The following is a 12,091-nucleotide window of genomic DNA, read 5'->3' on the forward strand; positions in this document are numbered from 1 at the left end:
CGTACTCCCTCTCGGGCCGCTGCGCGCCCGGTCGGCGCGGAGCGGCCATGACATGGTCGGGTCCCGTCCGGGACACAGACGCGCCCGGGGCGCGCGGGGCGCCATCATGCCGCGCCGCTACGCCCCGGGTCGTGACTACTTCGCGTCGGTGTCGCCGTCGGTCTTCTTCGGCTCTTCGTCCGCCTCGGCCTCGGGGGCCTCGGGCGCGTGGGTCTCGTCCCCGGCGGTTTCCTTCTTACCGAGGTCGACGGTCTTGTCGTCGGAGGCGGCGGCAGGCTCGTCGGTCTTGTCGCCCTCGGTGAGCGAGGAGGCGTCGTCCGGAACGGTGTCGGCGTCGGACTTCAGGTCGTGCTCGATGCCGTGGACGATGCGGTTGTACTCGTCGTCCGTCAGGACGGCGCCGATCGCGTTCTTCGCGAAGAGGAGTTCGACGCCGGGGCCGGCGTCGAGGAGGACCGTGTCCTCGTTGATCTCCTTGACCGTCGCGTACATTCCCCCGATCGTGCGGACGCCGGAGCCGGGCTGCATCTCGTTCCGCATCTGGGCGGCCTGCTGCTGCTTCTTCTTGGCCGAGCGCGTCATCAGGAACATGGCCGCGATGAGCACGATGAACGGGAGGAGAGTGACTGTCTTCACGGGACGGGGTTTCCTTCGCGCGACCGCGACGGAGAGCGGCCTGTTGATGGGGGTGTGGGTCGGCGCCGCCCGCAAGGGTGGCATCGGCGGAGTCTAAGCGAGTCCGCATGCATGGAACAACGCTCAGCATGGCACCTGGGTTCCTGCCCCCGCCATTGCCCTCGCCGTCGCGGCGCCGTCAGGTCCCGAAGAGGTCCTGTTGTCCGGTTCCCGCAGCTCTTCCGGCTCCGCCGGCCGCCGGGCCGGACGGGGTGAGGCCGAGATGCGCCCAGGCCGCGGGCGTGGCGACCCGGCCGCGCGGGGTGCGGGCGAGCAGTCCCTCGCGGACGAGGAACGGTTCGGCGACCTCCTCGACGGTCTCCCGTTCCTCCCCCACCGCGACGGCGAGCGTCGACAGCCCGACCGGGCCGCCGCCGAACAGCTTCAGCAGCGCCTCCAGCACGGCGCGGTCGAGCCGGTCCAGGCCGCGTGCGTCGACCTCGTACACCTTCAGGGCCGCCGCGGCGATCTCCCGGGTGATCAGACCGTCCGCCTTGACCTGGGCGTAGTCGCGCACGCGGCGCAGCAGGCGGTTGGCGATGCGGGGCGTGCCGCGCGAGCGGCCGGCGATCTCGGCGGCGCCGTCCGGCTCAATCCCGACGTCGAGGAGGCTCGCCGAGCGGTGCACGACGCGCTCCAGCTCGTGCGGCTCGTAGAACTCCATGTGCGCGGTGAAGCCGAAGCGGTCGCGCAGCGGCGGTGGCAGCAGGCCGGCGCGTGTGGTGGCGCCGACCAGGGTGAACGGGGGCAGTTCGAGCGGGATGGCGGTGGCGCCGGGGCCCTTGCCGACGATGACGTCGACGCGGAAGTCCTCCATCGCCATGTACAGCATCTCCTCGGCGGGCCGGGACATGCGATGGATCTCGTCGAGGAACAGGACCTCGCCCTCCTGCAGGGAGGAGAGGATCGCGGCGAGGTCGCCGGCGTGCTGGATGGCGGGCCCGGAGGTGATGCGGATGGGAGCACCCATCTCCGCCGCGATGATCATCGACAGGGTGGTCTTGCCGAGGCCGGGCGCGCCGGAGAGCAGCACGTGGTCGGCGGTGGCGCCGCGCGCGCGTGCGGCGCGCAGGACGAGGTCGAGCTGTTCGCGGACCTTCTCCTGGCCGATGAACTCGTCGAGGTCCTTGGGCCGCAGTGCGGCCTCGACGGCCTGGTCCTCGCGGTCGGCGACAGATCCCACCAGCCGCTCGGAGGCGGTCGCGTCGGTCGTGTCGTCCCAGTTCATGTGGTGTGCCTTCAGCTATGGGGCTACGGGGGTCGGCTCGGGGGCTACGCGGGTCAGCGGGCTCGGTTCAGGGTCTGCAGGGCGGCCCTGAGCAGTTGCCCCACCTGCGGGGTGCCGCCCGCCGCCTCGGCCTGCGGGGCCACGGCGGTGACAGCCTCGTCGGCCTCCCGGGTGGCGTAGCCGAGGCCGATCAGGGCCGCGTGCAGCTGGTCGCGCCAGCCCTGGGTGACCGGTGCGCCGACCGCGGGTGCTCCGACGGGCTCGCCGAGGCGGTCCTTCAGCTCCAGCAGCAGCTTCTGCGCACCCTTCTTGCCGATGCCGGGGACAGCGGTGAGCGCCTTCTCGTCGCCGGTGGCGACGGCACGGCGCAGGGCGTCCGGGGTGTGCACGGCGAGCATGGCCTGGGCCAGACGCGGGCCGACGCCGCTCGCGGTCTGCAGCAGCTCGAAGACCTGGCGTTCGTCGTCGTCGGCGAAGCCGTACAGGGTGAGGGAGTCCTCGCGGACGACGAGGGACGTGTGCAGCTTTGCGGGCCGGCCGAGACGCAGCGTCGACAGGGTGTCGGGTGTGCACTGGACGGCCATGCCGACACCGCCGACCTCGACGACGGCGGCGTCGGGAGCGAGTGCGGCGACCGTGCCGCTGACGAAGGCGATCATGCCGTACGGCCTTTCGTTGCCTGGGCGGTGTGCAGGGCCACGGCCCGCTGGAGCCGGTTCTGGGCGGGGGCGCGCCAGATGTGGCAGATGGCGAGCGCGAGGGCGTCGGCGGCGTCGGCGGGCCTCGGCGGTGCGGAGAGCCGCAACAACCGGGTGACCATGGCGCCGACCTGTGCCTTGTCGGCGCGTCCGCTGCCGGTGACGGCGGCCTTGACCTCGCTGGGGGTGTGCAGGGCGACGGGGATGCCGCGCCGGGCGGCGCACAGCATGGCGACGGCGCTGGCCTGGGCGGTGCCCATGACGGTGCGTACGTTGTGCTGGCTGAAGACGCGCTCGACGGCGACGTACTCGGGACGGTGCTCGTCCAGCCACTGCTCGATGCCCTGCTCGACGGCGAGCAGCCGGTGGCCGAGGTCGGCGTCCACGGGCGTGCGGACGACCCCGACGCCGAGCATGGTCAGCGGGCGACCGGCGACCCCCTCGACGACGCCGACACCGCACCGGGTCAGCCCGGGGTCCACCCCCAGTACGCGCACCGCGCCCCTCCCTTCGACGGCCTGTTCGTGCAGGCTATCGGGTGCCACTGACAACGCGACGGGCCGACGGGGTGTGTCCCGTCGGCCCGTGGGGTCGCGTCGGCGTCAGGCTTCGACCTTCTCCATGATCTCGTCCGACACGTCGAAGTTCGCGAAGACGTTCTGCACGTCGTCGCTGTCCTCCAGCGCGTCGATCAGCTTGAAGATCTTCTTCGCGCCCTCCTCGTCCAGCTCCACCTGGACGGACGGCACGAAGCTGGACTCGGCGGAGTCGTAGTCGATGCCGGCCTCCTGCAGCGCGGTGCGGACCGCGACCAGGTCGGTGGCCTCGCTGATGACCTCGAAGGTCTCGCCGAGGTCGTTGACCTCCTCGGCACCGGCGTCCAGGACGGCGCCGAGCACGTCGTCCTCGGTCAGCTCACCCTTGGGGACGATGACGACGCCCTTGCGGCTGAACATGTACGACACCGAGCCCGGGTCGGCCATGTTGCCGCCGTTGCGGGTCATGGCGACGCGGACGTCGGAGGCGGCGCGGTTGCGGTTGTCGGTGAGGCACTCGATGAGCACGGCGACACCGTTCGGGCCGTAGCCCTCGTACATGATCGTCTCGTAGTCGGCGCCACCGGCCTCAAGGCCACCGCCACGCTTGATCGCGGAGTCGATGTTCTTGTTCGGGACCGACTGCTTCTTGGCCTTCTGGACGGCGTCGTAGAGCGTCGGGTTGCCGTCGAGGTCCACGCCGCCCATCCGCGCCGCGACCTCGATGTTCTTGATCAGCTTCGCGAAGAGCTTGCCGCGCTTGGCGTCGATCACGGCCTTCTTGTGCTTCGTCGTGGCCCATTTAGAGTGGCCGGACATCTGCCTGTCTCCTTCGCGTAACCCATCTATGAACGAACGCCAGAGATCCTACAAGGACTCCGGTGTCCGGTTGGCGCGCACCATCTCGACGAACAGGGCGTGCACGCGGTGGTCGCCGGTCAGCTCCGGGTGGAACGACGTGGCGAGCGCGTTGCCCTGGCGGACCGCGACGATGTGGCCCTCGTGCTCGGCCAGCACCTCGGTCCCGGCGCCCACGGACTCGACCCAGGGGGCGCGGATGAAGACGCCTTCCACAGGATCGCCCGTGATGCCCTTGACGTCGAGCGCGGCCTCGAACGACTCGTTCTGCCGTCCGAAGGCGTTGCGGCGCACGATCATGTCGATGCCGCCGATGGTCTCCTGACCCGAGCGCGGGTCGAGGATCTTGTCGGCGAGCATGATCATGCCCGCGCAGGTGCCGTAGACCGGCATACCGGCCCGTACGCGCGCGCGGAGGGGCTCCATCAGTCCGAAGAGGACGGCGAGCTTGGAGATGGTGGTCGACTCGCCGCCGGGCAGTACGAGGCCGTCGACCTCGGCGAGTTCCTCGGGGCGCCGCACCGGCCTGGCCACGGCGTCGGCCGCGGCCAGGGCGATGAGGTGCTCCCGTACGTCGCCCTGGAGGGCCAGGACGCCTATGACAGGAGTGTTCATGGAGTCAGTACCTGGTGAGTGCTCAGTACCTGCTGATTACCAGCCGCGGTTGGCGTAGCGCTCGGTCTCGGGCAGGGTGTCGCAGTTGATGCCGACCATGGCCTCGCCCAGGTTGCGGGAGGCGTCGGCGATGATCTTCGGGTCGTCGTAGAAGGTCGTGGCCTTCACGATGGCGGCGGCGCGCTTGGCCGGGTCGCCGGACTTGAAGATGCCGGAGCCGACGAACACGCCCTCGGCACCGAGCTGGCGCATCAGGGCCGCGTCGGCCGGAGTGGCCACGCCACCGGCGGAGAAGAGGACCACCGGGAGCTTGCCCAGCTCGGCGACCTCCTTGACCAGCTCGTAGGGGGCGCGCAGCTCCTTGGCGGCGGCGTACAGCTCGTGGTTGTCGAAGCCGCGCAGCTTGGCGATCTCGTTCTTGATCTGGCGCAGGTGACGGACGGCCTCGACGACGTTGCCGGTACCGGCCTCGCCCTTGGAGCGGATCATCGCGGCGCCCTCGGCGATGCGGCGCAGGGCCTCGCCCAGGTTGGTGGCACCACAGACGAAGGGGGTGGTGAACGCCCACTTGTCGGAGTGGTTGACCTCGTCGGCCGGGGTGAGGACCTCGGACTCGTCGATGTAGTCCACGCCGAGGGACTGCAGGACCTGGGCCTCGACGAAGTGGCCGATGCGGGACTTGGCCATGACCGGGATGGAGACGGCGTCGATGATGCCCTCGATCATGTCCGGGTCGGACATGCGGGCCACGCCGCCGTCCTTGCGGATGTCGGCCGGGACCCGCTCCAGAGCCATGACGGCGACGGCGCCCGCGTCCTCGGCGATCTTCGCCTGCTCCGGCGTGACGACGTCCATGATGACGCCGCCCTTGAGCTGCTCGGCCATGCCGCGCTTCACTCGGGCGGTGCCGGTCTCGGGAGCCTGGTTCTCGGTGGTGGACACGGATGACCTCACTGGAAGAAAGAGGGATGCTGCTGCGAAGAGGAAACGCGAGTGGACCAGGCCACAGCAAGGGCCAATGTGAAGTCGGTGGATCCTTTTGCTCCGCTTGGTGGTCAGGAGACCCGTTCCACCAGGGCCGCCGGCGGCTCGTCGTCCATCTCGAAGGCCAGCGGGAACGGGGCGTGGCCGGCCAGCCGGAACCAGCGCACCTTGCGGTGCTCGCGGAGCCTGCGGGCGGCCCCTACGGCGTCGTTGTGGAAGCGGCGGGCCATCGGCACCCGGCGTACGGCCTCGGCCAGCTCACGGGCCGCGTCCTCGCCTCCGGGCGCGGCGCGCACGCCCTCGACCTGCTGCGGGTCCTCGAACACCGCCCGCAGGGCCTGGCTCAGCTCGCTCTCGGCGACCTCCCGCTGCTCCTCCTCGGCCTGCCGTGCCGCATGGGCGGCCTCGTACAGCACGATCGAGGCGGCGGGATCCAGCACACCCGAGGTCGCCAGCTCCTGCGCCACGGACGCCCGCCGCAGCAGCTGCGCGTCGAGCGCGGCCCGCGCGGCGTCCATCCGCACGTGCAGCCGGTCCAGCCGGCCGGCCGTCCAGCTCAGGTACAGGCCGATCGCCAGGAGCGCGACAAGGATCCAGATGAGGGTTGCGGTCACGGGCGAAGGCTATCGGTGGGCTCTGACTCGCCCGCATCCCGTACGGGGGCCGACGGCGCCGTCACCGGCGTCGACCGCGCTGTCCCGGGGGTCAGCCGCGCCGTCCACGTGACAGCGGCGCTCTTCGGGGCGACCGGTCACGCCCATCAGGCCGGCCGCGCAGGGCGGGCCGGCCGCGTCACTCAGGGTCGACCGCGTCACTCCGGGTCGACCGCCGTCGCCGGAGTCAGCCGCGCAGTCAGGATCTGCCGCGTTCCGAGGTCAGTCGGGTCGCCCCGGGACCAGCCGCATCGACCGAGGTCAGCCGTGCCCGGTCAGGATCGACCGCACCGGACCGAGGTCATCGGGCCGGTCAGGCCAAACCGATGCGAGTCGGCCACAGCGCGCCAGACGCTCCGGCGGAGATCACCCGGCCGTCCCCGAAGGCAGTCGCACCCATGCCGACCGGGCGCACCACGCCAGGAACCGCGCCGACGCAGGGCACCCGCACCTCACGGAGCCATGCACCCCAGGGCTCGCCCACGTCGTCCCCGAAACAGCCGCGTCCGTGCCGGCCGGCCCGCACCGGGGCCGCACCGCACCAGGACCGCACCGGGCCGCGCCGGTCAGGTCGGCCGCGCTCCTGAAGCCGGCTGTCGCGGCGACCAGTCGTGCCGTTTCAGATCAGTCGCGCGCCAGACCGAACCGTGCTCGCAGGCCCGAGCGCTCGTCCGTGGCCACCGCCGCCGTGCCTGTCGTGACCGTCTCGTAGACGGAGAGGATGTCGGCGCCCACCGTCGACCAGTCGAAGCGGCGGACGTGTGTGCTGCCGCGTTCGCGCAGCTCAGCGCGGCGGGCCGGGTCGGCCAGGAGGCGTACGGCCGCGTCGGCCAGCGCGTCCGCGTCCTCGTTGGCGAAGACCTCGCCCGCCTTCCCCTGGTCGAGGACCTGCACGAAGGCGTCCAGGTCGGAGGCGAGGACGGGGGCGCCCGCCGACATGGCCTCCACCAGGATGATGCCGAAGCTCTCGCCGCCGGTGTTGGGCGCGATGTACAGGTCGACGCTGCTCAGGAAACGCGCCTTGTCCTCGTCACTGATCATGCCGAGGAACTCGACACGGGAGCGAAGTTCCTTCGGCAGGCCGGCCACGGCCGCTTCCTCGTCGCCGCGCCCGGCGACCAGCAACCGGGTCCGCGGGCGGGCGGCAAAGATCTTCGGCAGCGCTTCCATGAGCACCGGCAGGCCCTTGCGGGGCTCGTCGATACGGCCGATGAAGCCGATGGTGTCGCCCTGCCACTCGGGCTTGGGTTCGGCCTTGGCGAAGAAGTCGACGTCGACGCCGTTGGGGATCACCACGGCGTCCCCGCCCAGGTGTTCGACGAGGGTGCGGCGGGCGTACTCACTGACCGCGATGCGTGCGCTGATCTTCTCCAGGGCGGCCTGGAGGATCGCGTACGCGGCGATCATCGCGCGCGAGCGCGGGTTGGAGGTGTGGAAGGTCGCGACGATGGGCCCCTGCGCGGCCCAGCACGTCAGCAGGCCCAGCGAGGGAGACGTCGGTTCGTGGATGTGCACCACGTCGAAGGCGCCGTCGTGCAGCCAGCGGCGGACCCGGGCGGCGGACAGGAACCCGAAGTTCAGGCGGGCCACAGAGCCGTTGTACGGCACGGGGACCGCACGCCCTGCGGAGACGACGTACGGCGGCAGCGGGGTGTCGTCGTCGGCGGGGGCGAGCACGGAGACCTCGTGGCCGAGCCGGACGAAGTACTCGGCGAGGTCGCGGATGTGGAACTGCACGCCGCCGGGGACGTCCCAGGAGTACGGGCAGACGATCCCGATTCTCACGAGGGTCCCTTCGCGGGGTCGAGGTCGGCGAGCCACAGCCGCTGGAGCATGTGCCAGTCCTCCGGATGGCCGGCGATCCCGGTGGCGAAGGCGTCGGCCAGCGCCTGCGTCATGACGGACGTCTTCTCGGCCCGCGTGCCCGACCCGGGTACCTCGACCGGGGGATGCACCTGTCCCTGCATGACAGGCGAGTCGTCGTACCAGAGCGTGACCGGAAGCAGCAGTGCCCCGGTCTGCTGCGCGAGGAGCGCCGGTCCCGCGGGCATCCGTGCCCGCTCGCCGAAGAAGTCCACCTCGACGCCGGACGCGGACAGGTCACGGTCGGCGACCAGGCAGACCAGGCCGCCGTCGCGCAGTCGTCGGGCCAGCGTGCCGAAGGCGCTCCCGCCGCTGTGCGGCAGGACCTCCATGCCGAGCCCCTCGCGGTAGGCGACGAAGCGGTCGTACAGCGTCTCGGGCTTCAGCCGCTCGGCGACCGTCGTGAACCGCGTCTGAAGCTCGGTGGTGACCCAGGCGCCGGCCAGGTCGTAGTTGGCCATGTGCGGCAGGGCGAGGACAACGCCCTGGCCGGAGGCCAGACCGTCGGTGAGGTGGTGCAGGTCCTTCGGGTCGAAGCCCGCGCTCACCCGCTCGCGGCTCCAGGCCGGCAGCCGGAAGGACTCCATCCAGTAGCGCAGGTACGAGCGCATGCCCGCGCGGGAGAGCTCGGCGAGGCGTTCGGGGGTGGCGCCGGGCACCACACGCGCGTAGTTGGCCTCCAGCCGTTGCACGCCCTTGCCGCGCTGCTTCCAGGCGAGGTCGGCGATGACGCGGCCGAGGCGGACCGCGACGGGTTCGGGAAGCTTCCTGACGGAGCTCCAGCCCAGTCCGTACAGCGCGTCGCTGAGCCGTTCGCCGGTGCTCACTTCGCCGCCTCACTCCCCTCGGACGCGTTCTCTCGGGCGGCCTCGGCCTCCGCCTCGGCGGACTCGCGGCGGACGGTGACGACCCGCTGGATCAGCGTGACGAGGCTGCCCACGGCGACGACCCACAGGGCGATCGGCAGCAGCCACTGGATGCCCGGCACGCCGAACTTGTGCAAGCCCGCGAAACCGGCCGCGACCAGCGAGATCACCAGCCGCTCGGCGCGTTCGACCAGCCCGTTGACGGCGACCGGCAGCCCGATCGACTCGCCGCGCGCCTTGGTGTACGACACCACCTGGCCGCTGGCCAGGCAGAAGATGGTGACCGCGCACAGCGCGTTGTCGTCCCCGCGGCCCGCGTACCACAGGGCGAAGCCGCCGAAGATCGCGCCGTCGGCGACCCGGTCGAGCGTGGAGTCCAGGAAGGCGCCCCAGCGGCTGGAGCGGCCCAGCTGGCGGGCCATGTTGCCGTCGACCAGGTCGGAGAAGACGAACAGGGTGATCACGACCGTGCCCCAGAAGAACTCGCCCCGGGGGTAGAAGACCAACGCGCCGGCGACCACCCCGGCCGTACCGATGAGCGTGACCGTGTCGGGGCTGACGCCCCTGCGGATGAGAAACGCGGCGAACGGTGTGAGGACACGCGTGAAGAAGGCACGCGCGTACTTGTTCAGCATGGTCTTCCCGACGGTTGGTGTCGCCGCGGCCCTGGTGGCCGCCGGCTGGCCCATCGTAGCCACGCGCGCGCGTGCGTGACGGCCGGGCACCCGGACCGATCCCGCAAGGCGCCGCACGCCCCGCACCGGCGCGCGTGGCGTGATCGGCGTCCGTCGTATGGACGCAACGTGACGGGAGTGGAAAGCTCGAAGGACCGCGGGCGTCGCAGGAGCCGCCAGTGCACGCGGTGCCGCGTGTCCGCGCCCACAGTGACCTCACCGTGCACGGGAGGCAGGATCATGGGCGACAAGGTTCAGACACACTCCGGGGCCGCCGGCAGGGCTCTGGCGGCCGACCACCCCGCGTCCGTACGGAACGTGGTGCTGGTCGGCCACTCCGGGGCGGGCAAGACGACTCTGGTGGAAGCCCTCGCGCTGACCGCGGGGGCGGTGAACCGGGCGGGCCGCGTGGAGGACGGCGGCACCGTCTCCGACTACGACGAGATCGAGCACCGGCAGCAACGCTCGGTCCAGCTCTCGCTGGCGCCCGTCGAATGGGACGGCATCAAGATCAACCTGCTCGACACCCCCGGATACGCCGACTTCGTCGGGGAGCTCAGAGCCGGTCTGCGCGCCGCGGACGCGGCTCTCTTCGTCGTCTCGGCCTCGGACGGGGTGGACGGCTCGACCCGGACGGTGTGGGAGGAGTGCGCGGCCGTCGGCATGCCCCGGGCGATCGTGATCACGCACCTGGAGGCCGCCCGCGCGGACTTCGAGGAGATGACCCGGATCTGCGCGCAGGCGTTCGGCGGCGAGGACCCCGACGCCGTACTGCCCCTGTATCTGCCGCTGCACGGCCCCGAGGGCCCCGACGGGCACGCGCCCGTGACCGGGCTGATCGGGCTGCTGTCCCAGCGGCTGTTCGACTACTCCACCGGGGAGCGCAAGGAGTCCGAACCCGGCCCGGACCAGGTGCCGGACATCGAGGCGGCCCGCAACCGGCTGATCGAGGGGATCATCGCCGAGAGCGAGGACGAGACCCTCATGGACCGCTACCTCGGGGGCGAGCAGATCGACGTCGAGACGCTCGTGCAGGACCTGGAGCGGGCCGTGGCACGCGGCACGTTCTTCCCCGTCCTGGCCGCCGCCCCCGCCGCCGACGGGGCCCGGCAGGGCCTCGGCACGGCGGAGCTGCTGGAGCTGATCACCGGCGGGTTCCCGACCCCGTTCGAGCACCCCATGCCCGAGGTCACGACCATCGGCGGCAAGCCCCGCGAGCTGAAGCCGTGCGACACCGGCGGACCCCTGGTCGCCGAGGTCGTCAAGACCGCCTCCGACCCCTACGTCGGCCGGATCTCCCTGGTCCGCGTCTTCTCCGGCACCCTGCGCCCCGACCAGACGGTGCACGTCTCCGGGCACGGGCTGACCGACCGCGGCCACGAGGACCACGACGTCGACGAGAAGGTCGGCGCCCTGTCCATGCCCTTCGGCAAGCAGCAGCGGCCGGTGACACACGCCGTCGCGGGCGACCTGGTGTGCGTGGCCAAGATCGGCCGCGCGGAGACCGGCGACACGCTCTCCGGCAAGGACGACCCGCTGCTCATGGAGCCCTGGCAGATGCCCGACCCGCTGCTGCCGCTCGCCATCGAGGCGCACAGCAAGGCCGACGAGGACAAGCTCTCGCAGGGACTGGCCCGCCTGGTCGCCGAGGATCCCACGATGCGCCTGGAGCACAACCAGGACACCCACCAGGTGGTCCTGTGGTGCCTGGGCGAGGCCCACGCCGACGTGGCCCTGGAGCGGCTGCGCAGCCGCTACGGCGTCCAGGTCGACGTCGTCCCGCACAAGGTCGCCCTCCGGGAGACCTTCGCGGCCAAGGCCGCCGGGCGAGGGCGGCATGTGAAGCAGTCCGGCGGCCACGGCCAGTACGCCATCTGCGAGATCGAGGTGGAACCGCTGCCGGGCGGCTCGGGCATCGAGTTCGTGGACAAGGTCGTCGGCGGCGCGGTGCCCCGGCAGTTCATCCCGTCCGTCGAGAAGGGCGTACGGGCGCAGGCCGCCAAGGGGGTCGCCGCCGGCTATCCGCTCGTGGACGTACGGATCACCTTGCTGGACGGCAAGGCGCACTCCGTGGACTCCTCCGACGCCGCCTTCCAGACCGCGGGCGCGCTCGCGCTGCGCGAGGCGGCCGCCGACGCGAAGATCCACCTGCTGGAGCCGGTCGCCGAGGTGACCGTGCTGGTCGGTGACGACTACGTGGGCGCCGTGATGAGCGACCTGTCCAGCCGCCGCGGCCGGGTGCTCGGCACCGAGCAGGTCGGCTCCGGACGGACTCTGGTGCGCGCCGAGGTGCCCGAGTTCGAGATCGGCCGCTACACCGTCGACCTTCGTTCGCTGTCGCACGGCACGGCCCGCTTCAACCGCTCCTATGTGCGACATGAGCCGATGCCGCCACAGGTCGCCGAGCGGATCCGCGAACAGGCGGGCGAGGCGCCGTAGGC

The 12,091-nt window shown here is 71.5% G+C and carries 12 protein-coding genes; 1 reads left to right on the top strand and 11 read right to left on the bottom strand.

All coding sequences use genetic code 11. The features are described from left to right. Nucleotides 1-135 precede the first annotated feature (135 nt). The 11 genes from yajC to pgsA form a co-directional block, all read right to left on the bottom strand. Nucleotides 136-636 (bottom strand): preprotein translocase subunit YajC, encoded by a 501-nt coding sequence (gene yajC, locus K7G59_RS21945; protein WP_225836775.1) that lies wholly within the window; start codon nucleotides 634-636, stop codon nucleotides 136-138. A 178-nt stretch (nucleotides 637-814) separates the two neighbouring features. After that, on the bottom strand, nucleotides 815-1,903 hold the full coding sequence (ruvB, locus tag K7G59_RS21950; RefSeq protein WP_225836776.1) for a Holliday junction branch migration DNA helicase RuvB: 1,089 nt from the start codon (nucleotides 1,901-1,903) through the stop codon (nucleotides 815-817). A gap of 53 nt (nucleotides 1,904-1,956) precedes the next feature. After that, complete coding sequence (gene ruvA / locus K7G59_RS21955) at nucleotides 1,957-2,562, bottom strand: Holliday junction branch migration protein RuvA (protein ID WP_225836777.1); 606 nt, start codon at nucleotides 2,560-2,562, stop codon at nucleotides 1,957-1,959. Then, the gene (gene ruvC, locus K7G59_RS21960; protein WP_225836778.1) at nucleotides 2,559-3,098 is read right to left on the bottom strand and encodes a crossover junction endodeoxyribonuclease RuvC; all 540 of its coding nucleotides are present in this window, start codon (nucleotides 3,096-3,098) and stop codon (nucleotides 2,559-2,561) included. Before ruvC ends, ruvA begins: the two co-directional genes overlap by 4 nt. A gap of 105 nt (nucleotides 3,099-3,203) precedes the next feature. Next, nucleotides 3,204-3,956, bottom strand: a complete 753-nt coding sequence (locus tag K7G59_RS21965; protein WP_225836780.1) for a YebC/PmpR family DNA-binding transcriptional regulator — start codon at nucleotides 3,954-3,956, stop codon at nucleotides 3,204-3,206. 48 nt (nucleotides 3,957-4,004) lie between these two features. Further along, nucleotides 4,005-4,610, bottom strand: a complete 606-nt coding sequence (gene pdxT / locus K7G59_RS21970) for a pyridoxal 5'-phosphate synthase glutaminase subunit PdxT (protein ID WP_225836782.1) — start codon at nucleotides 4,608-4,610, stop codon at nucleotides 4,005-4,007. 36 nt (nucleotides 4,611-4,646) lie between these two features. Then, nucleotides 4,647-5,552, bottom strand: a complete 906-nt coding sequence (gene pdxS / locus K7G59_RS21975; protein ID WP_023552068.1) for a pyridoxal 5'-phosphate synthase lyase subunit PdxS — start codon at nucleotides 5,550-5,552, stop codon at nucleotides 4,647-4,649. A gap of 113 nt (nucleotides 5,553-5,665) precedes the next feature. Next, nucleotides 5,666-6,208 carry a hypothetical protein gene (locus tag K7G59_RS21980; RefSeq protein WP_225836784.1) on the bottom strand — a complete coding sequence of 181 codons (543 nt, stop codon included), beginning with the start codon at nucleotides 6,206-6,208 and terminating at the stop codon, nucleotides 5,666-5,668. A 663-nt stretch (nucleotides 6,209-6,871) separates the two neighbouring features. Further along, nucleotides 6,872-8,032, bottom strand: a complete 1,161-nt coding sequence (locus K7G59_RS21985; protein ID WP_225836786.1) for a glycosyltransferase family 4 protein — start codon at nucleotides 8,030-8,032, stop codon at nucleotides 6,872-6,874. Beyond that, nucleotides 8,029-8,937: a phosphatidylinositol mannoside acyltransferase gene (locus K7G59_RS21990; protein WP_225836788.1), complete on the bottom strand. Its 909-nt coding sequence runs from the start codon at nucleotides 8,935-8,937 to the stop codon at nucleotides 8,029-8,031. The genes K7G59_RS21985 and K7G59_RS21990 overlap by 4 nt, the downstream gene beginning before the upstream one ends. Next, nucleotides 8,934-9,665 (bottom strand): phosphatidylinositol phosphate synthase, encoded by a 732-nt coding sequence (gene pgsA / locus K7G59_RS21995; protein WP_225836805.1) that lies wholly within the window; start codon nucleotides 9,663-9,665, stop codon nucleotides 8,934-8,936. Before pgsA ends, K7G59_RS21990 begins: the two co-directional genes overlap by 4 nt. Before the next feature lie 225 nt (nucleotides 9,666-9,890). Between pgsA and K7G59_RS22000 the strand changes: the two genes are divergently transcribed. Further along, a complete protein-coding gene (locus K7G59_RS22000) occupies nucleotides 9,891-12,089 on the top strand; it encodes an elongation factor G-like protein EF-G2 (RefSeq protein ID WP_225836790.1) in 2,199 nt (732 codons plus the stop codon). The last annotated feature ends 2 nt before the right edge of the window (nucleotides 12,090-12,091 follow it).

The sequence above is a fragment of the Streptomyces sp. NK08204 genome, from assembly GCF_020400585.1.
Lineage (GTDB): Bacteria > Actinomycetota > Actinomycetes > Streptomycetales > Streptomycetaceae > Streptomyces.

Coding starts and splice junctions, on each gene's coding strand:
- ruvB (WP_225836776.1), bottom strand. CDS start 1,903: ATGAACTGGGACGACACGACCGACGCGACCGCCTCCGAGCGGCTGGTG.
- ruvA (WP_225836777.1), bottom strand. CDS start 2,562: ATGATCGCCTTCGTCAGCGGCACGGTCGCCGCACTCGCTCCCGACGCC.
- K7G59_RS21965 (WP_225836780.1), bottom strand. CDS start 3,956: ATGTCCGGCCACTCTAAATGGGCCACGACGAAGCACAAGAAGGCCGTG.
- pdxT (WP_225836782.1), bottom strand. CDS start 4,610: ATGAACACTCCTGTCATAGGCGTCCTGGCCCTCCAGGGCGACGTACGG.
- pgsA (WP_225836805.1), bottom strand. CDS start 9,665: ATGGGCCAGCCGGCGGCCACCAGGGCCGCGGCGACACCAACCGTCGGG.
- K7G59_RS22000 (WP_225836790.1), top strand. CDS start 9,891: ATGGGCGACAAGGTTCAGACACACTCCGGGGCCGCCGGCAGGGCTCTG.